Origin of the sequence: Streptococcus infantis, assembly GCF_047463315.1 — a bacterium.
In the GTDB taxonomy this organism is placed as follows: Bacteria; Bacillota; Bacilli; order Lactobacillales; family Streptococcaceae; genus Streptococcus; species Streptococcus infantis_AB.
In genome coordinates this window covers 152,259-177,351 of the sequence record NZ_JASHEB010000003.1, presented here as the reverse complement: position 1 = coordinate 177,351, position 25,093 = coordinate 152,259, and the positions used below count along the sequence as shown (strand labels likewise).

Genomic DNA, 25,093 nt, shown 5'->3' with positions numbered 1-25,093 from the left:
TTTTTGTGTTATGTGACTCGCACCTAACGGAGCGAGACGGAGTGAAAGTCACATAAAGAAAAAGGCTGGGAAAGCCAACCTTTTCTATTTATTCAGCTAAGAGCACTTCTTTGATGGTTTGTTTTTGGAGTTTTCTGTTGGATAGATAAAAGAGGCTTTCATAAATCAAAGCAAAACCTATCAAGGTCCAAAAGCACACATTCCCATCAAAGTGATGCTCAATCTTTTCAGGAACCGTATCTTTGATTATACCAATCAAGATTTCCATGATGCCATATTGATAAGCTGTCCCAAGAACAAATCCTAAATAAGCCCAAAAACGATAAGGGGCGAGAATATGACCTTGGCATTCACGATCGGTGTAGCCAAAAGCCTTCATAAGAGCCAAGGTTTCGCGACTTTCAGAGACCACAATCCCCAATGACAAAAAGAGTATCGAGAAAGAAAGGACCAAGCCAATCATGATCATCATGGTTTGGATGATATCATCTGTGTAATCCCTGAGGCCAAAGGACAATTGAACCATGGCAGCAAAACACATAGAGCCAAAGACTACAAAAAACAGTATAGATTTTCTCCCCCAAATCAGTGATGAGGACAGCTCTTTTAGGAAGGCCTTCTCTTTCTTAGGAGCCCTCTTTCTCCTTTGAGCCTTGATTGGTGTTGGAGATTTTTTCAATAAGCGAAGTGCCGGCGTTTGTAATTGTCTTCTAGCATAGCCAATCGCGAGAAGCATAAAAAATACCGTTGGCAGGATCACCAAAGCAAGCAAGAGCTGCCAATGAAAATGAATGGTGATTTCTGGCAGGATCCCCTTCTCATTACGAAAGTCATAAAAATGCTCCATCATAAGAAAAGAAGCTAAATAGCCAAGAAGCGCTCCGGCACCAAAACTGAGCCCAAATACCCAAAATCGTTTAGCCAACTGGCCATTGCTGTAGCCCAAGGCCTTTAAAATTCCTAATTGTTCCTTGTGGTCATCGACAAATTGTTTGATATAAAAACACATGAGAAGGACCGACGTCAAGGACAAGACGACCCCACTGACCATGGCCACCATCCAAGAAAGCGAAACCTGGGCATCATAGTAGGTCTGAATCATGGGATTGGTTTTCGAAATCTCTAATTGCTCGATGTCCAAGTAAAAATTTAAGAAGAGATTGGCCACAAAGACCGCACAAGCCCCAATGATGCTGACGACAACTAATTTTCGAATATCTTTTACTGAAAACATGGCTTACCATCCAATCTCATAAGCAGTCTGAGGCTGATCATTGGTCACAACTTCGGTAATCTTGCCACTATTGACTCGAATGATGGTTCTGGCCATATCCGCAATATTTTGGTTGTGCGTCACCATGATGAGGGTAAAGCCGAGCTTTTCCTTCAGTTTCCAGATATAGTCGAGAATCTTGCGCCCTGTTTCTTCATCGAGGGCTCCCGTCGGTTCATCTAAGAAAAGAATCTCTGGCTTTTTGGCCAAGGCCCGGGCAATAGAGACTCTCTGCTGTTCCCCACCCGACAATTCACTCGGATACTTGTCTAGCTTATCGCCAAGCCCCAAATTCTCGATGATCTGCAAAAAATCATGATTGTTTGCCAGGTCAGCTCCCATCTTTACATTCTGTCTGACCGTCAGATTAGGCAATAAATAATACTGCTGAAAAATAAAGGCAATCTTCTCACGTCTAAAGGCTGTCAATTGAGCATCCGTGAGTTGCGATAAATCCTGGCCTTGAATGAGAATATGTCCCTCGTCTACCTTTTCTAAACCTGACAGAACGTTTAAGAGAGTTGATTTGCCCGATCCAGAAGGGCCTAGGATAACCACATCATCCTGGTCTTGAATCTGCAAATCAATCCCTTTTAAAACCTTGGTTTGGCCGTAACTTTTGTGAACATTTTCTAGTTGAATCATTTTTTTCCTACCATTTCTTTGATGAGCGATTGACAAACCTCTGTCAGTAATCCAATTACTTCTTCCATGCTGAATTGATAAATACCAGAAGCAACCATAGAGGCCATCCCGTGTGAGTAGATAAATAGATGCTGGTACAATCGACTAGCCTCCTCTACAGTCAAAGGAAAGTCTGCGACAATCGAATCCAGAACCAATTGGTAACTATGATCCTTCATGGGAAGAAAATCTTGAAAGCGACGAATGGGATCTTTACTAGGATTTTGGAAAAGCAATTGAAAGAGTTGAGGCTCTTTTGAGGCGAAAAGGATATAAGCAACCCCGACAGATCGAAAAGGCTTCTCATCTTCTAAGGCCTTGCGAATATACTCCACCACGACCATTTCCGCAGCACCAATAACCTCTGCTTGTAACTCAGACATATTAGCAAATTGCCCAAAAATGACTCTCGGTGTGGCTCCCAGTTTCTCCGCTAATGCTCTAGCTGTCAAACTAGCCATTCCCTCTTCTCTCACCAATTGTAAAGCTGTCCCAATCATAGCCTCTTTACTAAATTTAACCTTGGGTGGCATAAGACTCCTTTCGTGCAACATCTGTTGCGCAACACTTGTTGCATAAAAGGATACCATAAAAAAGAAAGACTTGTCAAGAAAAAACTGTAAAACAAAAAAACAGCGGACTTTTTATTTCTTTGCTACCCAGACGATGGCATCGATTGGTGGGTTTTCGGTATCGATCCAGATGAATTCGATCTCGATTTCACCATTTTTAAACTTGGTCAATCGATTACCATTGATTTCTAGTTCGTTGAGTCGTTGATTTGTCAATACTTCTCGTTCCTTCAATTGGAAAAGTTAAAGGGAACTAATACAAATCTTCAAGACCTCTGTATTCTATAACTTCATTCTTTATGATACTCTTTTTAAATTCAAAATGATTCAATGGATTATCGATTAATACTAACTTTGGAATGTCATCTAGATTGGTAACCAAGGATAAAATAAAATCCGATTGAAACTCCTTGTTTTTTTCAAATTCTTTGGCAGTCAAACGCACACGCCCCTTAGATTTTTGCCACCAACCTTTTCGATTATGTCAAAATAAGGATCAAATAAATCCATTCTATTCTTTACAACCCCAGTTGTTTCAGCAATTCCCCAAAAAAACACGGCATTACACCGTGTTTCTGTGTTTATTTCACCAATTTCTTCATCTCATCAATACGTGCTACAGTCGCATCGTATTTCGCTTGGTAGTCGGCTTGTTTGTCGCGTTCTTTTTGGACGACTTCTGGTTTGGCATTGGCTACAAAGCGTTCGTTAGAGAGCTTCTTACCGACCATGTCCAGTTCTTTTTGCCATTTAGCCAGTTCCTTGTCGAGGCGAGCTAGTTCTTCTTCGACATTGAGGAGGTCTGCGAGTGGCAGGTAGATTTCTGCTCCTGTGATGACGCTTGACATCGCGAGTTCAGGTGCAGGGATGGTTGATGCGATTTCCAAGTGCTCTGGATTTGTGAAGCGTTTGATGTAGTTGACATTGCTATTAAAGAAGGCTTCCAAGTCGCTATCGCTTGTCTTAACAAGGATGGTGATTGGTTTGCTTGGTGCAACATTTACTTCCACACGCGCATTACGAACAGCACGGATCAAGTCTTTGAGGCTTTCTACACCAGTGTGAGCTGCAAGGTCTTCAAAGGCTGGCTTGACAGTTGGGTATTCCGCTGTAACGATAGAGCCTTCTGAGATTTGTCCAAAGATTTCCTCTGTCACAAATGGCATGATTGGGTGAAGGAGACGAAGGATCTTGTCCAAAGTATAAAGGAGAACAGAACGTGTGATGACTTTCTCTTCTTCATTATCGCTATAAAGGACTTCCTTAGTCAACTCAACGTACCAGTCCGCAAACTCATCCCAGATGAAGTTGTAGAGGATGTGGCCAGCAACACCAAACTCAAACTTGTCAAAGTTTTCAGTGACTTTTCCGATGGTTTCATTGAGGTTGTGGAGAATCCAGCGGTCTGTGACATTTCCAGCTTCCTTGTTGACAACTTTTTCGACATTGGCAGTTGCTTGCTCAAGGGTCAAGCCTTCATTGTTCATGAGGATGTAGCGAGAGATGTTCCAGATTTTGTTAATGAAGTTCCATGAAGCATCCATTTTCTCGTAAGAGAAGCGCACGTCTTGGCCTGGAGCAGAACCGTTTGAAAGGAACCAACGAAGGGCATCGGCACCGTATTTCTCGATAACATCCATTGGGTCAATCCCGTTACCGAGAGATTTAGACATCTTGCGTCCTTGCTCGTCACGAATGAGACCGTGGATCAGAACGTTTTGGAATGGCTGACGGCCAGTGAATTCCAATGATTGGAAGATCATGCGAGACACCCAGAAGAAGATGATGTCGTAACCTGTTACCAAGGTTGAAGTTGGGAAGTAACGTTTGAAGTCTTCTGAGTCAACATCAGGCCAGCCCATAGTTGAGAATGGCCAAAGGGCAGAACTGAACCACGTATCCAAGACGTCTTCGTCCTGAGTCCATCCGTCACCTTCTGGGGCTTCTTCACCGACGTACATTTCACCCTCAGCATTGTACCAAGCAGGGATTTGGTGACCCCACCAGAGCTGACGAGAGATGACCCAGTCGTGAACATTTTCCATCCATTGAAGGAAGGTATCGTTGAAACGAGGTGGGTAGAATTCTACCTTGTCTTCTGTGTCTTGGTTAGCAATGGCATTTTTCGCCAATTGGTCCATCTTCACGAACCATTGTGTAGACAAGCGTGGCTCAACCACGACACCTGTACGCTCTGAGTGACCAACGCTGTGGACACGTTTTTCAATTTTAACGAGGGCACCGATTTCTTCCAACTTAGCAACAACTGCCTTACGAGCTTCAAAACGGTCCATACCTGCAAATTCGAAGGCCAAGTCGTTCATTGTTCCGTCGTCGTTCATGACATTAACTTGTGGCAAGTTGTGGCGTTGACCAACCAAGAAGTCGTTTGGATCATGGGCAGGTGTGATTTTCACGACACCCGTACCAAACTCAGGATCAGCGTGTTCGTCCCCAACGATTGGAATCAATTTATTAGCGATTGGAAGGACGACGTTTTTACCAATCAAGTCCTTGTAGCGTGGGTCTTCTGGATTGACCGCAACCGCAACGTCCCCAAACATGGTCTCAGGACGAGTGGTCGCCACTTCAAGGGCACGTGAACCATCTTCCAGCATGTAGTTCATGTGGTAGAAGGCACCTTCCACATCCTTGTGGATGACCTCGATATCAGAAAGGGCTGTGCGAGCTGCTGGGTCCCAGTTAATGATAAACTCACCACGGTAAATCCAGCCTTTCTTGTATAGGTCCACAAAGACCTTGCGAACAGCTTTTGACAAACCTTCATCAAGAGTGAAACGCTCACGAGAGTAGTCTACAGAGAGTCCCATCTTACCCCATTGTTCTTTGATAGTAGTGGCATATTCGTCTTTCCATTCCCAGACTTTGTCAAGGAATTTTTCACGACCAAGGTCATAACGGCTGATGCCCTCACCACGCAAGCGCTCCTCAACCTTAGCCTGAGTCGCAATCCCCGCGTGGTCCATCCCTGGAAGCCAAAGTGTATCAAAACCTTGCATACGTTTTTGACGGATGATGATATCTTGCAAAGTCGTATCCCAAGCGTGACCAAGGTGGAGTTTCCCAGTTACGTTTGGTGGTGGAATAACGATAGAGTAAGGCTTAGCCTTTTTATCGCTAGAAGGCTTGAAAACATCTTCGTCAAGCCATTTTTGGTAACGACCAGCCTCAACCTCGGCTGGATTGTATTTAGGTGAAAGTTCTTTAGACATGTGTTTGTCCTTTCTAGTTATTTCTATTTTTAATGTTGACCTTGAGCTTCCCACTCACTCTTCAGCAATCCATATATCAGACTGTCACAGCGGTTACCTTGAGCATCTTTGCGGTCTCTTATGCGAGCTTCGAGGGTAAAACCAAGTTTCTCAGCGACTCGTTGACTTTGGATATTGTAGCCAAAGCAAGACAATTCTACCTTGTGAAGCCCCAGTTCTTTAAAAGCCAGGTCAATCAAGGCACGCGCTGCTTCAGGCACATAGCCTCGTCCCCAATAGTCTGGGTGCAAGGTATAGCCAATCTCCAGTACATCGTCTTCGTAGCGACGGGGAAAATCGACTGAGCCTATGATTTTATCGGTCCCTTTGACCACGATTCCATAGCCTGCTGGGAGATTGTCTTTTTGATTGCGCTCGGGAAGGATATGTTCTAGGTAATAAATCTCGTCTTCCAAGGTCTTGACAGGTGGAAAACCTGCTGGGTAAGAGACTTCTGGGAGACTAGCATAGTCAAAGATATCCTCGGCATCAGCCACCGTTCGGACTCGCAAGACCAGTCGCTCCGTTTCGATTTGTTCTGGCAACTCTGTTCTTGTCATCTTCCTACCTCGCTTTCTACAAAAAAATCGCCCCTGTCATTAATTTGACAGGGACGAATGTGTTTATCCGCGGTACCACCCAATTTCGGGCAGAGCCCGCAACTTTGTTTATTTCATTTTCATCCATTAGCAACCAGTTTTGACACATTTGTGGACTTCTCAGCACCGCCACTTTCTGTAAAATGTGGGATTCAAAACACCTCTAATGGCTTTATTTTAACAAGTTTTTCACGGAAAAGCAAGGAACAAGAAAGATTACTTGAACTTGATGCCGTTTTCTTTTAATTTCTTGATTGTAGCTGGACCGATTCCTTTCAAAGCAAGGAGTTCTTTTTCTGTCCAGTTTTTGAAGTCAGCAGCAGACTTGATGCCTTCATCGTAGAAAGTCTTAGCACGGTCGACTGAAAGTCCACCTAGGTTGGCTGCGAATTCTTCTGCTGAGCTTGTAACTTTTTGAGCTTGCTCTTTAGTTGCTTCTACAGTTTTTTCAACTTGCTTAGAGACTGCTTTTCCTGCTTCACTTGCTGCTTTTTCAGCATGCTTCACAACTTTTTTTGTTTCTTCGACAACCTTGTTTACAGCATTTGAAAGTGCGCCTGAGCGACGAAGACTGTTTCTTAATTGTTTTTTACGTTGTAGTTTTTTTGACATGATAAGATCCTTTCAATAAAAAACCCCTGTGACTGAACAAGGATAAATCTTTATGTTTTATTGTATCAACTTTCTTTAGGAAATGCAAGGCTTCTTAGTTTAGAAAGATAGGAGTTATATAGGAAATTCCGCCTTAGAATAAGAGAATATGATAGAAGAAAAGCGAAAAATATGGTATAATGAAACGATAGATTTTTGAATAGGAATACAATCATGTTTGGATTTTTAAAAAAAGATAAAGTTACAGAAACACCAGCGGTAGTGCCAGCTCACATTGGAGTTATCATGGATGGGAATGGTCGTTGGGCTAAAAAACGGATGCAACCGCGTGTCTTTGGGCATAAGGCTGGGATGGATGCTTTGAGAATAGTAGCCATTGCTGCTAGTGATATGGGTGTCAAGGCTATGACAGTTTATGCCTTTTCAACTGAAAACTGGACTCGTCCAGACCAGGAAGTTAAGTTTATCATGAACCTTCCGGTTGAATTTTATGATAAGTATGTTCCTGAGTTGCACCAAAAGAACATGAAGATTCAAATGATTGGGGAAACGGATCGTTTGCCTAAACAGACTTTTGAAGCTTTGAAAAAGGCAGAAGAGTTGACCAAGTTAAACACAGGTTTGATTCTCAATTTTGCCCTTAATTACGGTGGACGAGCTGAAATTACACAAGCAGTCAAGTTGATTGCGCAGGATGTTTTGGATGCCAAGGTGAATCCAGGCGATATTACAGAAGAGTTGATTGGGGAATATCTATTTACGGGACATTTGCCGAAAACCTTGCGCGATCCAGATTTAATCATCCGAACTAGTGGCGAGCTTCGTTTGAGTAATTTCTTGCCTTGGCAAGCAGCTTATAGTGAACTTTATTTCACAGATGTCTTGTGGCCTGACTTTGATGAGGAAGCCTTGAAGGAAGCTATTGCAGAGTTTAACCGCCGCAATCGTCGATTTGGAGGAGTTTAGGAAGAAGTTATGAAAAAGGATTTATTAAAGAGAACCATATTTGCCGCTCTGGCATTAGCAATCTTTATCCCACTCTTGGTGATTGGTGGACTCTGGTTACAGATTGCTATGGGACTTCTAGCCATGCTAGGGGTTCATGAGTTGCTTCAGATGAAAGGGTTAAATACCATGACCCCTGAGGGCTTGCTGACCTTGTTAGCAACTTTCGCACTGACAATCCCCCTAGAAAACTACTTGACATTTTTACCTGTAGATGGGAATGTTGTCGCATATGGTGTTGTGATTTTTATCATGTTAGGTTGCACTGTTTTTAGCAAGAATTACACCATTGAAGATGCTGTATACCCAATCGCCATGAGTTTCTATGTTGGTTTTGGATTCAACGCTTTAGTCGATGCTCGAATCGCTGGCTTGGATAAAGCGCTCTTGGCTCTCTGTATCGTGTGGGCAACAGATAGTGGTGCTTATCTCGTTGGAATGAATTTCGGCAAGAGAAGATTGGCTCCAAGAGTTTCTCCTAACAAATCAGTCGAAGGAGCTTTTGGTGGTATTATAGCTGCCATGCTTGTTACACTCATCTTTATGTTAGTGGATAGTACAGTTGCCCTTCCTTATGGTATTTACAAAATGACACTCTTTGCTATTTTCTTTAGTATTGCAGGTCAATTGGGTGACTTGATTGAAAGTGCCATGAAACGCCATTTTGGAGTCAAGGATTCAGGATTCTTTATCCCTGGACATGGTGGGGTGCTGGATCGCTTTGACTCTATGTTGGCTGTTTTCCCTATTATGCACCTATTCGGCTTATTTTAAGGAAAGGTGGACAGATATTAAATGTTAGGATTATTAACCTTTATCCTTGTTTTTGGAATTATCGTGGTGGTTCACGAGTTCGGACATTTCTACTTTGCTAAGAAGTCTGGAATTTTGGTTCGTGAATTTGCCATTGGTATGGGTCCGAAAATCTTTGCCCATATCGGGAAAGACGGGACTGCTTACACGATTCGTCTCCTACCGCTTGGTGGTTATGTCCGCATGGCAGGTTGGGGTGAAGATACCACAGAGATTAAGACAGGAACTCCTGTTAGTTTGACCTTAGCCGAAGATGGCAAGGTTAAGCGCATCAATCTTTCTGGTAAGAAGGTCGACCAAACGGCTCTTCCGATGCAAGTAACCCAGTTTGACTTTGAGGATAAACTCTTTATCACAGGTTTGGTCTTGGAAGAGGAAAAAACGTTCTCCGTAGACCATGATGCAACTATTGTGGAAGCTGATGGAACGGAAGTTCGTATCGCTCCGCTAGACGTCCAATATCAAAATGCGACTGTCTGGGGCAAGTTGATTACCAACTTTGCAGGCCCCATGAATAACTTTATCCTAGGCGTCATCGTCTTCTGGATCTTGATTTTCATGCAGGGTGGCGTTCGTGATACACAAAGTAATAACTTTAGTATCATCCCTGATAGCGCGATTACAAAGGTCGGTGTTGAAAATACGGCCCAAATCACTAAAGTCGGTTCACACGAAATCAGTAACTGGCAAGATTTGATTCAGGCAGTTGAAGCAGAGACCAAGGACAAAACAGCACCTGTTTTGGATGTGACAATCTCTGAAAATGGGACTGACAAACAAGTTAGTGTGACACCTGAGGAAAGCCAAGGGCGTTATATTCTAGGTGTTCAGCCGAGACTCAAATCGGATATCTGGTCTATGTTTGTAGGTGGATTCACATCTGCAGCGGACTCAGCCTTGCGCATTCTTAATGCCTTGAAAAACTTGATTTTCCAGCCTGACTTGAATAAATTGGGTGGACCTGTTGCTATCTTTAAGGCAAGTAGTGATGCTGCTAAAAATGGTCTTGAGAATGTTTTGTTCTTCTTGGCTATGATTTCCATCAATATCGGGATTTTCAACTTGATTCCTATCCCGGCACTAGACGGTGGAAAAATCGTGCTCAACATCATTGAAGCCATTCGCCGTAAACCGCTGAAACAAGAAATTGAAACCTATGTGACTCTAGTTGGAGTTGTGATTATGGTTGTCTTGATGATCGCCGTGACTTGGAACGACATCATGCGTACCTTCTTTTAAGAATTAGAGGAAAAATATGAAACAAAGTAAAATGCTAATCCCAACGCTTCGCGAAATGCCAAGCGATGCTCAAGTTATCAGCCACGCTCTTATGTTGCGTGCTGGTTATGTTCGTCAAGTATCAGCAGGAGTCTATTCTTACCTGCCACTTGCTAACCGTGTTATCGAAAAAGCTAAGAAGATCATGCGTCAAGAATTTGACAAGATTGGTGCTGTTGAGATGTTGGCTCCAGCCCTTCTCAGTGCTGACCTTTGGCGTGAATCTGGCCGTTATGAAACCTACGGTGAAGACTTGTACAAATTGAAAAATCGTGAGAAGTCAGACTTTATCTTGGGTCCAACTCACGAAGAAACCTTCACAGCGATTGTCCGTGATTCTGTCAAGTCTTACAAGCAATTGCCTTTGAACTTGTACCAAATCCAGCCTAAGTATCGTGATGAAAAACGTCCACGTAATGGACTTCTTCGTACCCGTGAGTTCATCATGAAAGACGGCTATAGCTTCCACGCTAACTACGATAGCTTGGATGTAACCTATGATGAGTACAAGGCAGCTTACGAGCGTATCTTTACTCGTAGTGGCTTGGACTTCAAAGCCATCATCGGTGACGGTGGAGCTATGGGTGGTAAGGATAGCCAAGAATTTATGGCCATCACACCTGCTCGTACAGACCTTGACCGTTGGGTTGTTTTAGATAAGTCTGTCGCATCATTTGATGAGATTCCTGTAGATGTACAGAAAGAAATCAAGGCAGAATTGCTCAAATGGATGGTTTCTGGTGAAGATACCATTGCCTACTCAAGTGAGTCAAGCTATGCAGCTAATTTGGAAATGGCAACTAACGCCTACAAACCAAGCAACCGTGTTGTGACTGAAGACCAAGTAGCTCGCGTGGAAACACCAGGTGTCAAATCGATTGATGAAGTAGCAGCCTTCCTAAATGTTTCAGAAGAAGCAACAATCAAGACCTTGGTTTATATCGCAGATGAGGAGCCAGTTGTGGCACTACTCGTTGGCAATGACCAGCTCAATGAAGTTAAGTTGAAAAACCACCTTGGAGCAGACTTCTTGGAACCTGCAACTGAGGCAGAAGTCAAAGAATTATTGGGAGCTGACTTTGGTTCTCTTGGGCCAGTAGATCTTCCAGAAAATGTTAAGATTATCGCTGACCGCAAGGTACAAGATAGCCGCAATGCTGTTGTAGGTGCCAACGAAGATGGCTACCACTTGACTGGTGTCAACCCAGGTCGTGACTTCACTGCCGAGTATGTGGATATCCGTGAAGTTCGTGAGGGAGAAATTTCTCCAGACGGACAAGGTGTTCTCAACTTTGCGCGCGGTATCGAAATCGGTCACATCTTTAAACTTGGAACTCGTTACTCAGCAAGTATGGGTGCAGATGTCTTGGATGAAAATGGTCGCGCCGTGCCAATCATCATGGGATGCTACGGTATCGGTGTCAGCCGTCTCCTTTCAGCAGTCATGGAACAACACGCTCGCCTCTTTGTTAATAAAACTCCTAAAGGTGAATATCGTTACGCTTGGGGAATCAATTTCCCTAAAGAATTGGCACCGTTTGATGTGCACTTAATTCCAGTCAATGTCAAGGACGAAGCAAGTCTTGAATTGACAAATCGTATCGAAGAAGCCCTGGTCAACAAAGGCTATGAAGTCTTGACAGATGACCGTAACGAACGTGTCGGTGTTAAATTCAGCGATAGCGACTTGATCGGTCTTCCAATTCGTATCACTGTTGGTAAGAAAGCAGCTGATGGTATCGTAGAAGTGAAGATCAAGGCGACAGGAGATACAATCGAAGTTCATGCAGATAACTTGCTTGAAACTCTTGAAATCTTAACCAACAAATAAAATCTATAATCAGAAGAAAAACAAGACAAAAATGTAACTAGTTTTTACCTTGTTTTTTCTTTATAATGAGATAAAATAAAGATAAAAAGAGTAAATAAAGAGGTAGAGCTATGCTAAAATTTCCAAAGGATTTTGTCTGGGGTTCCTCAACTTCTGGGCCACAGACAGAAGGGCGAGTGCCTGGTGACGGAAAGGGAGATAATCTCTGGGATTATTGGTTTCAAGTGGAACCAAATCGCTACTACAATGGGATTGGACCAGATAAGACATCGACCTTCTATGAAAATTGGGAAAAAGATATCGAATTATTGTTAGAAACAGGGCATACAGCCTTTCGGACTTCTATCCAGTGGTCTCGTATTTTCCCACAAGGACGTGGAGAAGTCAATCCTCAAGGTGTGGCGTTCTACCGTCAGGTCTTTGAAGCTATTAAGGCCAAGGGAATCCTTCTCTTAGTCAATCTTTATCACTTTGATCTGCCTTTTGCCCTTCAAGAAGATGGCGATGGTTGGGAAAATAAGGCAACTATCCAGGCTTATGAAGACTATGCGCGTTTCTGTTTTGAAACTTATGGAGACTTGGTAGACCAATGGATTACCTTCAATGAGCCTATCGTTCCTGTAGAGTTTGGCTATTTCTATGATGCGCATTATCCACATAAGGTGGATGCCAAAGCTGCGGTTCAGGTAGCCTATAACACTCAACTGGCCAGCACTCTTGCGGTGAAGGCCTGCCATGAGGTTTTGCCTGATTCTAAGATTGGGATTGTTCTCAACTTGACACCAGCCTATCCACGTAGCGAGCATCCTGCCGATGTCAAAGCTGCACGCATTGCTGATCTATTCCAAGCTCAATCTTTCCTAGATCCATCTGTCTTGGGAACTTATCCAGAAGAATTGGTGGAAATTTTAGCTGAGCATAATTTGCTGCCAGATTCTACAGCTGAGGAGTTGGAACTTATTCGTGAGCACACAGTAGACTTCCTTGGAGTCAACTACTACCAACCTTTGCGTGTCATGGCGCCACGTTTTGCTAAGCATCCTGACAGTCCGCTTTTGCCAGAGCATTTCTATGAACCTTACGTCATGCCTGGTCGTAAGATCAATCCGCACCGTGGTTGGGAAATCTACGAGCAAGGGATCTATCATATCGCTCAAAATATCAAGGAAAACTATGGCAATATCGAGTGGATGTTGACAGAGAATGGGATGGGCGTTGAAGGTGAAGATAAATTCCGTGAGAATGGAATGATTCAGGATGATTACCGTATTGACTTTGTTAAAGGTCACCTTCGTGAGCTTCATCGTGCCATCGAAGACGGTGCCAACTGTAAAGGCTACTTGATTTGGACCTTTATCGACTGCTGGTCATGGCTCAACAGCTATAAAAACCGCTATGGTTTGGTCGAGCTTGACTTAGAAACACAAGAACGTCGCTTGAAAAAATCAGGCCACTGGTTCAAAGAACTCAGTGACAATAATGGATTTTAAGCTACTTTTCAAATAGATTCAAAAAAACCATTGGAAATAAAGATCTCTGAGAGAGTCTCCAATGGTTTTTCTTGTTCTTAGAATAGTCCGATAAAAAGTAGTAGAGCTGATAAAGCAATAAAAGCTAGGGTTGCAAGACCACGTTGGCCTGGGCTGTAAATTTTTCGTTCTCCTCGAACTGGGAAGACGATAGCCAGTAAAGCACCACCGATAGCTCCCCCGACATGCCCAGCAAGGCTAATACCAGGCATTAAAATACTACCTACTAGATTGATGACTAAGAGGGAGAGGTAGGATTGACCAAGTTGTTGGAGATAGGGATTGCGTGAAGCATATCGGAGAACAACAATTGAGGCAAACATACCGTAGAGGGCAGTTGAAGCACCTGCAGTAATAGCATTGGGACTAAAAACTAGGACAAAGAGATTTCCCATCATACCTGATAGAAGGTAAATAAAGAAAAACTGTTTGGAGCCAAAGATTTGCTCCATCTGACGTCCCAAAAAGTAGAGGGATAGCATATTGACTAAAAAGTGCTGCAAGCCAATGTGGACAAAGGTTGCGGAGAATAAGCGCCAGATTTGTTCAGGCATGGCCTTGATAGCAGGGGGATACACAGCTCCAAATTTATACAAGGTGGCTGCGCTGGTATAGTTAAAACCACTGGTTAGAAACATGAGTATAAAAACCAGGCTTGTCACGAGTAGAAAGAAGCTCGTGACAGGATACCGACGATCAAAAATTTCTTTCATAGATGAGTACCTCCTCAACAGGAATATCGTAGTGCTCAGGTTGAAAATTCTGAATCTGACATGGATAAATCGTACTAATTGTATGACCTGGGAAACGCTCCAAGTAGCGGTCATAGTAGCCTCCACCATACCCAATCCGATAACCGGAAGGATTGAAAGCCAAACCAGGAACATGAATCAGGTCAATCTGAGAGGGTTCAAGGATTGTGAAGTCTCCTTGAGGTTCAAGAAGTCCAAAAGAATTTCTTTCGAGTTTCTCTGGTTCATATAGAACAAAGTCCATTTTTCCATGTGGATAGGTTTTGGGAATGAGGATAGTCTTCCCATCTTTTTGAGCTTGTTCAATGAGTCTAGCTGTCTGAAATTCATGAGGAAAAGACAGGTAAGTAGCGATGGTTTTTGCTTCCTTGTGGAAGGGATGTAGAAGTAGTTGCTCAGTCAACCAAGCGTCCATGACTTCCTTTTCTTCGGCTGATAGAGATTTGAGTTCTTGCAAGACCTGCTTGCGTAGGGCTTTTTTCATTGTTTACTCCGCAACTTTCTTTGCTAAAAAGCTTGATACAGCCTCGACACCGACAGCCAGAGCTTCTTCCTTAGGACTCATCTTTGGATGGTGAAGAGCATAGGGACTGTCAATTCCAAGCCAGAACATGACTCCAGGAACCTTTGATAGAAGATATCCAAAGTCCTCCCCTGTCATGGCAGGTTCGATGTCGATTAGTTCAATTCCCTCTTTTTCATCAAAGAAGGTCATCAATTCCTGGGCTAATTCAGGGTTGTTTTCGACAGGTAGGTAACCTCCCTGTTTGAGTTCAACTTCCACATCCATATCAAAAGCAGCTGCGACACCTTCAGCGATGGCTTTGACACGTTTTTGAACTAAGAGGCTCATGCTATGTGTGAGGGCTCGAATGGTTCCATGCAAGAAAGCTGTATCAGCGATGACATTATTGGTTGTTCCAGCTTGAAAAACACCGAAAGTGACGACAGCTCCCTCGATAGGATCGACATTACGGCTAACGACTGACTGGACTTGAGTGACAAAATAGCTAGCTGCAACCAGAGCGTCGTTTGCTTGATGTGGAAAGGCAGCGTGACCACCTTTACCCTTGAAGCGAATCTTGACTTCGCAAGTTCCTGCAAAGAGTGTATGGGTATTGGTCGCAATCTGACCAACCTTTAGGTCTGGACGGACATGAAGTCCATAAAATTGATCAGGCAACCAGTCGCCAAAGGCCCCATCTTCATACATGAGCATGCCACCTGCTTCATTTTCCTCGGCAGGCTGGAAGAGAAAGAGGAGATTGTTTTTGGGTTGTTTTTCTAATGCACGTTCGAGACTTCCTAGGGCAATGGTCATGTGAAAATCGTGTCCACAAGCATGCATACGGTCTGGGTGCTGAGAGGCAAAGGCAAGACCTGTTTGTTCAACGATTGGGAGTCCGTCGATATCTGTCCGCCAACCGATGGTACGTTCTGGCTGACTTCCCTGTAAATACACTAAAATACCTGTTCGCCAAGTACGAATCTGAACAAAATCCTTACCAGCTGTTAATTTCTCAATGACATTGAGCAAATAAGCTTGAGTCTTGACTTCTTCTAAACCGATCTCAGGAATTTGGTGAAGATCGCGTCGAGTTTGAATCAAATCTAACATATCTAATTTCCTTCTACTGATACGATAAAGAGGCTGGAAAAGTTTCCGCCTCTGTTACTAATTACAAGGTACGAAGCGCATCCTCTAGCGCTGTTTTTTGTTGAGTTTGGCTATCAATTTCTTTGATGATACGAGCCGGAACACCAGCAACCACAACATTTTCTGGGACATCTTGAGTGACGATGGCACCTGCTGCAACAACAGATCCGCTACCGATTTGAACACCTTCTATAACCACAGCGTTAGCACCGATGAGTACATTATCACCGACACGGACAGGCTCTGCACTAGCTGGTTCGATAACACCTGCAAGAACAGCTCCCGCACCCACGTGACTATTTTTACCGACAATAGCACGTCCACCTAGAATAGCACCCATGTCAATCATAGAGCCAGCACCGATTTCAGCACCAATATTGATCACAGCTCCCATCATGATAACAGCGTTGTCGCCAATTTCAACCTGGTCACGGATGATAGCCCCTGGTTCGATACGGGCATTGATGTCACGCTTGTCAAGGAGAGGTACAGCTGAGTTACGGGCATCTTGCTCAACAACATAATCCTTATTTTCAGTCAGTCCTTCAAGAAGAGGTGCGATATCCTTCCAGTCTCCAAAGAGAACATTTCCAAGCTTGGTAACAGAAGCAGGGATAGATCCAGTAAGTTGCCCCTCAAAGGTCACTTTTACACTTGTCTTTTTCTCAGCATTGGCGATAAATTGGATAATTTCTTGTGCATTCATTTTTGTAGCAGTCATAGATGTCTCCTCACTCTTTGTAATGCTTACTATTCTACCAAAAAAGGCTTCAAAATTGAAGCCTTAAGTGTTAAAAGAAGATTCTTTCAGTTTGTCCTTTGATTCTTCGATGGATAAGAAGATCATGGGAATAATAATCAAAATCATAGCTAATAGTAGGTAGCCGTCCAAGACCAAACCTAAAAATAGAACGCTTAGAATAGCAGAGGATAGTGGTTCACTTGCACTGACCACTGACACCACCAATGGGGATACCAGCGATACAGCCTTCATAGATAGGAAAAAGGCAAAAGCTGTTCCCAAAAAGGCAATGGTCAAACAAATCAAGATGCTCACCCAATCTAGCTGAAAGCTAATTCTATATACAGGGTAGAGAAAATTACTAAAGAGTCCAGCCAGCATCATTCCCCAACCAACAGTGGGAACAAAACCATATTTTCGAGCAAATGGCTGGGGCAAGATAACATTAAACATGACGCCCAGCGCACTGAGAAGTCCAGTTAGTAAGGCAATAGGAGTGATGGATAACTTAGATAAATCGCCTTTGGTAGCCATCAAAAAGACCCCAAGCATAGCAGTTAAAACATAGAAGATTGCTTTTTTAGAAGCTTTTTTCTTGTAGATGATACGGTTGTATATGAGAATGAAGACAGGACTGATAAATTGTAGGATGGTTGCAGTTGTCGCATTAGAGTATTCTACACAGAGATAGAAGAAATACTGAACAGAGAAGATTCCTAAGATGGCATAAGCCAGAAAAGGCAGGTAGTTTTTGCGCTTTCTCCAGATATCGAATAGCTGTGAGCGAAACTTAAAGCTAGACAAGATAAGCACGAAACCACCTGCAAGGCTTAGTCGCATGGAAGTAATCCAGCCGGATGATACTTGATAATGCGTAAAGAAGAATTCTCCTAAAATGCCACAAATACCCCATATTAATCCAGATAGGAGGGAGTAGATGGTCCCCTTAAAAATATTCTTTTGGTAGTGATTCATATAAAAGGTTAGCGTTGTAGTCTATTTGACGAAGAGTCGTTACTTCCGTTGGTAATATTATTGTTATTATTACCGTTATTGTTGCTACTGTTGCTATTATTATTGCTATTGCTATTGTTATTTCGATTATTGTTATTGTTGCTATTGTTGTTTGAATTAGAAGATTTTGGTAAGCTTCCCAAAATAGTATTCCAAGCATTTTGGTAGTCAGCATCGCTTCCACCAATAGCAAATCTGTAGGTAGTAGTCGGAGCACCAGTTTGGTTAGCCCAGTAACTCGTTACCATTTCTCCAGTTACTTCAATTTCTCTACCGTTAATAGTAACCTTACCTGGTTTCTGACCAGTTGATCTAAGAACTTGAGAAGAAGTGACGCTAGAGTCCAGGCTAAAGCGTTCAGAACCCCAAACAGAAGGAGAAGCTTGCTGAATAGCATTGACCAGATAAGCCATATATTTAGCATTGCGGTAGTGACCAGCTCCCTTTCCAAGAGGTCGGTTGTCATCGTGACCAAGCCAACCGCCAAGTGTCAATCTTGGAGTTGAAAGCATAAGCCACATATCACCATCTTCATTGGTTGTACCCGTTTTACCAATCCAGTCAGCGCCCGCTAAACTTGGATTGATCGCAGCAAGGTCGCTCTGGAAGCTTGAAGTGACTCGTGACGAAATAACATCTCTCAACAAGCTCTGCATAATGGTTGCAGTCGCTTTAGAGTATACCTGAACAGGTTCGTCTTTGTGCTCATAGATAACCTCACCACTAGTTTTTTCGATTTTCGAAATCATGAATTTTTTATGATAAACACCGTTGTTGGCTAAGGTTTGGTATCCGTTTGTATGTTGAGCTACAGTAACATCGATTCCTCCACCCATAGGCAAACTTTCAATGTCGTATTCCGGGATTTCATAGCCCATTTTTTCCATGTAAGAGCGAACATCAACACCCTTTTCACGGAGGGTACGATAAGTCCAGTAGGCTGGGATGTTCCATGAATAATTGAGGGCTTCTTTCAAGCTCATCATGCCTGTACCAGGGCTATTGACATACATGATTGGGTTTCCGTTTGAGAAGTTGGTTGGATAGTTAGATAGGATACTAGCACTTCCCATCAATCCTTGGTCAATAGCAATACCATAAGCTAATAGTGGCTTAGTAGTAGAGGCAGGAGAGCGTTTAGTATCAAAAGCATGATTATTTTGATTGTTTTGGTAATCTCGTCCTCCTACAAATCCTATGATGGCCCCTGTTTTATTATCCATTAAGACATTTCCGACTTCAGGTTGACCACTACTATCATTTAGAAGGTAGCCATAATTTGCCACAGCATCTTGCATGGCAGCATGGATTGTTTTGTCGATTGTAGTAGTGATACGGTAACCACCATTTTGAATTTCTTTTTCAGCTAATTCACGATAAGATTTTTGAATAGATTCGTTCTTGAGTTCTTGGGCAGAAACATTATCTTTTTGTACCAAATAATCATACATGAGGTTAGTTGCTTCATCGAGAGCAGTAAAGTAGAGATAGCCCTTAGCAGTTATGTTTACATTTTCTGCTGGCAAGAAGTCTTGCTTAATGTCGTATGCCTTATATGTCTCGTAGTCTTCTTGACTGAGCACTCCAGTTCTGTACATATTGTAAAGGACATCTTTGGAACGTTTAATACCTAGTTCCATATCCTCTTCGCTCTTCATTTCTCCAGTAGATTCATAAGGTGAGTAGGAGATAGGACTTTGTGGCAATCCTGCTATGAAGGCTGCTTGAGGAATCGTTAGCTGATTGGCGTTAACTCCGAAAATATCCTTAGCTGCTTGTTGAGCTCCTGCGATATTTTGCCCTTTATTGTTACGACCAAATGGAGCAACGTTGAGATAAGTTGTCAAGATTTCGTCCTTACTCATTGCTCTCTCCAAGGCCAAGGCATCCACGATTTCAGTAGCTTTACGGGTTAGTGTAGGAGCATCCCCAACCACTTGCTGCTTGATGAGCTGTTGGGTTAGTGTAGAACCTCCACTAGAAGAACCAAGTCCGATAAAGTTTCCTAGACTGGCACGAATAACCGCTTTAGGAACGACCCCATTATGTTCTGCAAAATGTTCATCCTCTGTTGCAACGATTGCCTGCTTGAGATTGTCTGAAATAGCATCCGACGCAACAGATGTTCGCAGAAGATCACTCTCAATAGCACCAATCATGGATCCGTCAGCATAGTGAATCTCAGAGATGGATGAAATATCATTCACTTGCTTGAGCAAATCTTCTGTTTGAGGGACGGTCACTTTGTCAAATAGGGACACTGCATATCCGAAAACAACCCCAGTGCCTAAAAGTCCACCAAGAAAGGCGATGATGAATAGGGTATTAAAGGTTGCCTTGATTCCCAGTAAGATATTAGCAAAGATAGTCCAAATATTAGTCTTTGTTTGCTTTTTCTTTTTAGATTTTTTAGGACCACTTTTACCTAAATGTATATTTTTTAGTTTTGATTTTAGAGACTGCAGTAAGGCCAGTCCTTTTTCTTTCATAGATAATAATTTATTCTTCATTTCTTTCCTCACTCTTATTATTATACCATAAAAGCAATGATTGCAAGAAATTAGTCTTGGACGAGCTTTGGAGGTGTTTAGACAACAAAAAAACCAGGTATTTTCAACCTGGTTTAAGGGCTTATTTTTCTCCTGAGAGTTCTTTCCCAAGGTTAATCAAATAAGTTTTCAAGTCATCTTTGACTTGAGGATGTCTAAGTGCGTAGTCGATTGAAGTTTTCATAAAGCCAAACTTGTCTCCAACATCATAACGAGCCCCCTTGAATTCACGAGCAAATACACGTTGAGTTTTGTTGAGGGTATCAATAGCGTCTGTTAGCTGGATTTCATTTCCGGCACCAGGTTTTTGATTTTCAAGAATACCAAAAATCTCTGGTGTGAGGAGGTAACGACCAATAATGGCTAAATCACTTGGTGCGTCCTCAGGTGCTGGTTTTTCAACGAAGGTTTCAACACTGTAAAGTCCATCTTTTCCTTCTCCTTGAGGATCGATGACACCATAGGCAGAAACTTCTTCGTGTGGTACAGGCATTACGGCGATAGTAGAAGCGTGAGTCTCTTCGTAATCATTCATAAGTTGCTTGGTCAATGGGACAGCATTGTCATCAGTGATATCCATGAGGTCATCTCCGAGCATCACCACAAAAGGTTCATTCCCAACGAAAGCTTTGGCTTGTAAAACGGCATCTCCGAGTCCACGTGGGTGTGTTTGACGGATGAAGTGAAGTCGCATGCCTGTTGTTTCATCAACTAATTTTAAGAGATCTGTTTTTCCTTTTTCCTTAAGGTTATATTCTAGTTCAAAGTTTGAGTCAAAATGGTCTTCGATAGAACGTTTTGATTTCCCTGTTACTACAAGAATATCCTCAATTCCAGACTTGAGAGCTTCCTCAACGATGAATTGAATAGTTGGCTTATCCACGATTGGCAACATTTCTTTTGCCAAGGCTTTGGTTGCTGGAAGGAAACGAGTTCCAAGCCCCGCGGCAGGGATAACAGCTTTTCTAACTTTTTGCTTCATGAGCTTCCTTTCTAACGGTGATTATGACCACTCGTTTTCTGCCTTGAACTCGTTACTCATGAGCTCAGAAACAGCATCTTTAATATTAATGTTTTCATAAATAACTTGGTAAATAGCCTGGGTAATAGGCATATAGACTCCAAGCTCTTGCGCCAATTCGTAAGCAGCTTTGGTTGTTGAAATTCCTTCGATGACCATTCCCATGTTGGCTTCGATATCTGACAAGGCTTCACCACGACCAAGAGCATCACCTGCTCGCCAGTTACGTGAGTGGATTGAAGTTCCAGTAACGATTAGATCCCCAACACCTGAAAGTCCGCTATAAGTCAGTGGATTTGCTCCAAGCTTGACTCCTAGACGAGTGATTTCCGCAAGCCCGCGCGTGATAATGGCAGCCTTAGCATTATCACCAAAGCCGAGTCCATGAAGAGCCCCTGCACCAACAGCAATGATATTTTTAAGAGCACCAGCTGTTTCCACTCCAATCACATCTGTATTGGTATAAAGACGGAAGTAGTGGTTACTAAAGAGTGCTTGAACATACTGAGCTGTTTGTAAATCTTTAGAAGCAGCAGTAATCAAGGTGATGTCGCGGACGATTGTTTCTTCTGCGTGGCTAGGACCAGATACAACCACAATTTCACTGCGGAACTCTTCAGGGATTTCTTCTTCAAGAATGGTTGAAAGACGTTTGTGACTATTTGGCTCGAGGCCTTTTGAAGCATGCATAATAACCACTTTATGATCAAGAACAGCAGCCACTTGTTGAGCAACCAATCTTGTCACCTTAGTTGGAACTACGAACAAAACAGCGTCAGCGCCTTTCAAGACTTCTGCTAAATCATGGTAGGCAACAATCTTTTCGTCTAAAACAGTATCCTTAAAATAGCGTTTGTTGGTATGTTGTGTATTGATTTCGTCAATTTGGTCAGGAATATTTCCCCAGATACGTACTTCATGTCCATTGTCATTTAAAACTTGTGACAGAGCAGTACCCCAAGAACCAGGCCCTAAAACAGCGATGGTTTGTTTGTTCATTTTCCCCTCCTTCTGAGAAAGCACTTTCCTATATTCTACCATAAAAAGCACTATCTTGCATCTATATTATTTATGAAGCATTAATTGAATGATAGAGTATAAATAAAAAAACAGCCAATGAGTAATTTGGCTGTTTTTAGGAGAAAAACTAGAGGGTAATGCTATTGTTTTTAGAAATTTTCATAAATAGTAATAATGAAGTAACTGTTAAGACAGTGAGGATAGTTGACAAAGCAGCTGCCACACCATAATTTCCTCTGAGAACCTCTGTATAGATTGCTACGGTCATAGTTTTTGTTTTGGCATTATATAGCAGGATAGAAGTAGATAGTTCTGAAATCATTGTTACCCATGATAGAATAGCTCCAGAAATAATACCGGGTAACATCATTGGAACAGTGATGTTACTGAAAGTATTGAGACGGCTACTTCCTAAACTCTCAGCTGCTTCTTCAATACTAGGTGCTATTTGTTGTAAGCTAGCAACAGATGAGCGGATTGTATAAGGGAGTCTTCTTACAGATAAGGAGATAATCAAGATGAAGGCTGTTCCTGTAATCATAAGGAAGCCACTTCCGAAGATACCTGTATTGAATGAAGAGATAAAGGCAATACCGAGAACTGTTCCTGGTACGATATAAGGTACCATACTAAGGCTATCAATTAAGTTTGTAAACAAATTTCGTTTTCTAACAGCTAGGTAGGAGATAAATGATGCAAATAAAACAACTAGAATCAAAGCAATCAAAGGAATGCGAATCGTATTAAAAATAGTAGCTCCCATGCGATTGAAGGCAATCTTGTAACTGTTTAGAGAATAGCCTTTGACAAATACCATACCTGATGTTTTTAAGAAAGAGGTATAAATCAAAAATAATTGAGGTAGAACAGAAAATAAGACAATTCCGTAAACTGTTGCATAAATTGCTGCCATTTTCCCTTTTGTGGTTTTTTTCGGCTCAATTGGATGGAGAGAATTCATGCTGAAACTATAGCGATTGGAAATATATTTTTGAATAAGAAAGATTGTTAAAGCAATGATAATCGCCATGATTGCTAAAGCAGATGCAAAAGCAGAATTTCCGCCAACCTCACTAATGAATTGATTATAAATTAAAACAGGGAAAGTTCGATATCCTTCACCAATTAACATAGGAGTTCCGAAGTCGGAAAATGCTCTCATAAATACGAGTAGGGCAGCGGCAAGTAAAGTTGGAACTAAAAGGGGCAAAATAACTGTTATCATACGTTTGAATCCAAATACTCCCATGCTTTCAGCGGCTTCAAGAAGAGAATGGTCAATTCTTTTCATGGCTCCAGCCACGTATAGAAAAACTAATGGGAATAGCTGGAGTGTAAACACAAGTACAATTCCTTTGAAGCCATAAATATCAATAGCTGGAAGATGAAGGGCATTTGTCAAAAATTTAGTGATGACACCATTTCGTCCCAACAAGAGAATCCAAGAGTATGCCCCTACGAAAGGAGCTGACATGGAAGCGATGATAATCAATATCTGTAAAAATTTCTTTCCTTTGAAGTCATATATAGAAAAGAGGTAAGCCAATAAGGTCCCTAAAACTAGGGAAGTTACAGTAGAAGTAATGGAGACGTTAAAACTGTTTACTAGTGTCTCAGAGTAATAGGATTTACTAAAGAAATCCTCAAAATTAGCTAGTGAGAATTGACCTTCATGTATGAGTGCTTGCTTGAGTACAATAATAATTGGATAAACAAGAAAAATAAGATAGGTAAGAAAGATGAAGAACGAGGAGGCTGTCCAAATATTTAGTTTTTTACCTTTCATAGCCAACTCCTGTAATAAGATTTTGGGAACCATCTGCAGAAAAGACATTTAACTTTTGAGTATTGATTCGTAGACGAATTCGATCCCCTTTTTGAAGATCTTCTTCAAAAGTTGATTCTTCGCTGACCTGTATTTTTGAAGAAAATGCAGTCTCTACAAAATATTCAGTGGTGAGTCCAAGATAAACACTATCGGTGATTGTTCCATCGATTGGACCATTTTCATCACGGATAAATTCTTCAGGACGGATGCTAACACGGATGTTTTGCTCGTCAACTTGGTCAAGAGTTGGCATACGAAGAGAATAGCCGTCTTCGAAGACTATGTAAGCTCCATCAGCTTGTTTTTCTAAACGAGCAGGGATTATATTTGTTCTACCAATAAATGTTGCAACAAATTCATTTGCTGGTTTGTGGTAAAGCTCTTTTGGACGACTAATTTGTTGAATAACACCGTCTTTCATAACAGCAATTTGGTCAGAAATGGCCATCGCTTCTTCTTGGTCGTGGGTCACATATACAGTTGTAATTCCCACTTCGTGTTGAATTTCTCGAATAACTTGGCGCATATCTAAGCGAAGTTTCGCATCCAGGTTACTAAGAGGCTCGTCCATGAGGAGAACACTTGGATTAACAGCTAAGGCACGTGCCAAGGCGACACGTTGTTGTTGTCCACCACTGAGTTTATCGGGCTTTCGATCTGCGTATTGATCAATTTGCATTAGTTCCAGATATTTATTAGTTTGTTGAACTAATTCATCTTTTGGAACCTTTTTTTGTTTAAGGCCAAAAGCAACATTATCTCGAACAGTCAAATGTGGGAAAATAGCGTAGTTTTGGAAAACCATACCGATGTTGCGTTTGCTGGGTTCTATGTTATTGATTTTAGTATCATCGAAGTAAAATTCTCCGCCTTCAATACTGTTGAAGCCTGCAATCATTCGAAGTAGAGTCGTTTTTCCACAACCTGAAGGTCCAAGAATAGTGAAAAGACTTCCTTTTGGGATCGTAACATTTAAATTCTCAATGACAGGAATGTCATGGTAGATTTTTTTTGCGTTAATAATTTTGATCTCACTCATAGC

The 25,093-nt window shown here is 42.1% G+C and carries 22 protein-coding genes and 1 pseudogene; 5 read left to right on the top strand and 18 right to left on the bottom strand.

Annotated features, from left to right (window positions below; translation table 11 throughout):
• Positions 1–88 precede the first annotated feature (88 nt).
• The 8 genes and pseudogenes from QM857_RS04550 to QM857_RS04515 all read right to left on the bottom strand — a co-directional run bounded on the left by QM857_RS04550 (position 89) and on the right by QM857_RS04515 (position 7,012).
• Complete coding sequence (locus tag QM857_RS04550) at positions 89–1,234, bottom strand: FtsX-like permease family protein (RefSeq protein WP_414275206.1); 1,146 nt, start codon at positions 1,232–1,234, stop codon at positions 89–91.
• A gap of 3 nt (positions 1,235–1,237) precedes the next feature.
• Positions 1,238–1,918, bottom strand: coding sequence for an ABC transporter ATP-binding protein (locus QM857_RS04545; RefSeq protein ID WP_410532203.1), 681 nt, complete (start codon positions 1,916–1,918; stop codon positions 1,238–1,240).
• Positions 1,915–2,490, bottom strand: coding sequence for a TetR/AcrR family transcriptional regulator (locus QM857_RS04540; protein ID WP_414275205.1), 576 nt, complete (start codon positions 2,488–2,490; stop codon positions 1,915–1,917). Before QM857_RS04540 ends, QM857_RS04545 begins: the two co-directional genes overlap by 4 nt.
• A gap of 111 nt (positions 2,491–2,601) precedes the next feature.
• Positions 2,602–2,745, bottom strand: coding sequence for a hypothetical protein (locus QM857_RS04535; protein WP_414275204.1), 144 nt, complete (start codon positions 2,743–2,745; stop codon positions 2,602–2,604).
• A 37-nt stretch (positions 2,746–2,782) separates the two neighbouring features.
• Positions 2,783–3,075, bottom strand: a pseudogene (locus tag QM857_RS04530) (hypothetical protein); the annotation flags it as partial.
• A gap of 35 nt (positions 3,076–3,110) precedes the next feature.
• Positions 3,111–5,762 (bottom strand): valine--tRNA ligase, encoded by a 2,652-nt coding sequence (locus tag QM857_RS04525; protein ID WP_414275203.1) that lies wholly within the window; start codon positions 5,760–5,762, stop codon positions 3,111–3,113.
• A 29-nt stretch (positions 5,763–5,791) separates the two neighbouring features.
• Positions 5,792–6,361 (bottom strand): GNAT family N-acetyltransferase, encoded by a 570-nt coding sequence (locus QM857_RS04520; protein ID WP_414275202.1) that lies wholly within the window; start codon positions 6,359–6,361, stop codon positions 5,792–5,794.
• A gap of 255 nt (positions 6,362–6,616) precedes the next feature.
• Positions 6,617–7,012, bottom strand: coding sequence for a helix-hairpin-helix domain-containing protein (locus QM857_RS04515; protein WP_414275201.1), 396 nt, complete (start codon positions 7,010–7,012; stop codon positions 6,617–6,619).
• Between the two features lie 213 nt (positions 7,013–7,225).
• Between QM857_RS04515 and QM857_RS04510 the strand changes: the two genes are divergently transcribed.
• From QM857_RS04510 to QM857_RS04490, 5 genes are all read left to right on the top strand, one after another.
• Complete coding sequence (locus QM857_RS04510) at positions 7,226–7,978, top strand: isoprenyl transferase (RefSeq protein WP_414275200.1); 753 nt, start codon at positions 7,226–7,228, stop codon at positions 7,976–7,978.
• A 9-nt stretch (positions 7,979–7,987) separates the two neighbouring features.
• A complete protein-coding gene (locus QM857_RS04505) occupies positions 7,988–8,791 on the top strand; it encodes a phosphatidate cytidylyltransferase (RefSeq protein ID WP_414275199.1) in 804 nt (267 codons plus the stop codon).
• A gap of 21 nt (positions 8,792–8,812) precedes the next feature.
• Positions 8,813–10,069, top strand: a complete 1,257-nt coding sequence (rseP, locus tag QM857_RS04500) for an RIP metalloprotease RseP (protein WP_195183397.1) — start codon at positions 8,813–8,815, stop codon at positions 10,067–10,069.
• A gap of 16 nt (positions 10,070–10,085) precedes the next feature.
• Complete coding sequence (locus QM857_RS04495; protein WP_414275198.1) at positions 10,086–11,939, top strand: proline--tRNA ligase; 1,854 nt, start codon at positions 10,086–10,088, stop codon at positions 11,937–11,939.
• Positions 11,940–12,049: 110 nt separating this feature from the next.
• Positions 12,050–13,429: a glycoside hydrolase family 1 protein gene (locus QM857_RS04490; protein WP_414275197.1), complete on the top strand. Its 1,380-nt coding sequence runs from the start codon at positions 12,050–12,052 to the stop codon at positions 13,427–13,429.
• 77 nt (positions 13,430–13,506) lie between these two features.
• On the opposite strand, the gene QM857_RS04485 is transcribed toward QM857_RS04490, so the two are convergent.
• The 10 genes from QM857_RS04485 to QM857_RS04440 form a co-directional block, all read right to left on the bottom strand.
• The gene (locus QM857_RS04485) at positions 13,507–14,181 is read right to left on the bottom strand and encodes a rhomboid family intramembrane serine protease (protein WP_414275196.1); all 675 of its coding nucleotides are present in this window, start codon (positions 14,179–14,181) and stop codon (positions 13,507–13,509) included.
• Positions 14,165–14,704 carry a 5-formyltetrahydrofolate cyclo-ligase gene (locus tag QM857_RS04480; RefSeq protein ID WP_414275195.1) on the bottom strand — a complete coding sequence of 180 codons (540 nt, stop codon included), beginning with the start codon at positions 14,702–14,704 and terminating at the stop codon, positions 14,165–14,167. The genes QM857_RS04485 and QM857_RS04480 overlap by 17 nt, the downstream gene beginning before the upstream one ends.
• Before the next feature lie 3 nt (positions 14,705–14,707).
• Positions 14,708–15,838, bottom strand: coding sequence for an N-acetyldiaminopimelate deacetylase (locus tag QM857_RS04475; protein WP_414275194.1), 1,131 nt, complete (start codon positions 15,836–15,838; stop codon positions 14,708–14,710).
• A gap of 61 nt (positions 15,839–15,899) precedes the next feature.
• Complete coding sequence (gene dapD, locus QM857_RS04470) at positions 15,900–16,598, bottom strand: 2,3,4,5-tetrahydropyridine-2,6-dicarboxylate N-acetyltransferase (RefSeq protein ID WP_414275193.1); 699 nt, start codon at positions 16,596–16,598, stop codon at positions 15,900–15,902.
• 63 nt (positions 16,599–16,661) lie between these two features.
• Positions 16,662–17,594, bottom strand: coding sequence for a DMT family transporter (locus QM857_RS04465; RefSeq protein WP_414275192.1), 933 nt, complete (start codon positions 17,592–17,594; stop codon positions 16,662–16,664).
• A gap of 8 nt (positions 17,595–17,602) precedes the next feature.
• Positions 17,603–20,143 carry a penicillin-binding protein PBP1B gene (gene pbp1b, locus QM857_RS04460; RefSeq protein ID WP_414275191.1) on the bottom strand — a complete coding sequence of 847 codons (2,541 nt, stop codon included), beginning with the start codon at positions 20,141–20,143 and terminating at the stop codon, positions 17,603–17,605.
• Positions 20,144–20,264: 121 nt separating this feature from the next.
• Positions 20,265–21,164: a UTP--glucose-1-phosphate uridylyltransferase GalU gene (galU, locus tag QM857_RS04455; protein ID WP_414272844.1), complete on the bottom strand. Its 900-nt coding sequence runs from the start codon at positions 21,162–21,164 to the stop codon at positions 20,265–20,267.
• Positions 21,165–21,185: 21 nt separating this feature from the next.
• Positions 21,186–22,202 (bottom strand): NAD(P)H-dependent glycerol-3-phosphate dehydrogenase, encoded by a 1,017-nt coding sequence (locus QM857_RS04450; RefSeq protein ID WP_414275190.1) that lies wholly within the window; start codon positions 22,200–22,202, stop codon positions 21,186–21,188.
• A 148-nt stretch (positions 22,203–22,350) separates the two neighbouring features.
• Positions 22,351–24,009, bottom strand: a complete 1,659-nt coding sequence (locus QM857_RS04445; protein WP_178894493.1) for an ABC transporter permease — start codon at positions 24,007–24,009, stop codon at positions 22,351–22,353.
• Complete coding sequence (locus QM857_RS04440; protein ID WP_195183387.1) at positions 23,999–25,090, bottom strand: ABC transporter ATP-binding protein; 1,092 nt, start codon at positions 25,088–25,090, stop codon at positions 23,999–24,001. Before QM857_RS04440 ends, QM857_RS04445 begins: the two co-directional genes overlap by 11 nt.
• Between the last annotated feature and the right edge of the window lie 3 nt (positions 25,091–25,093).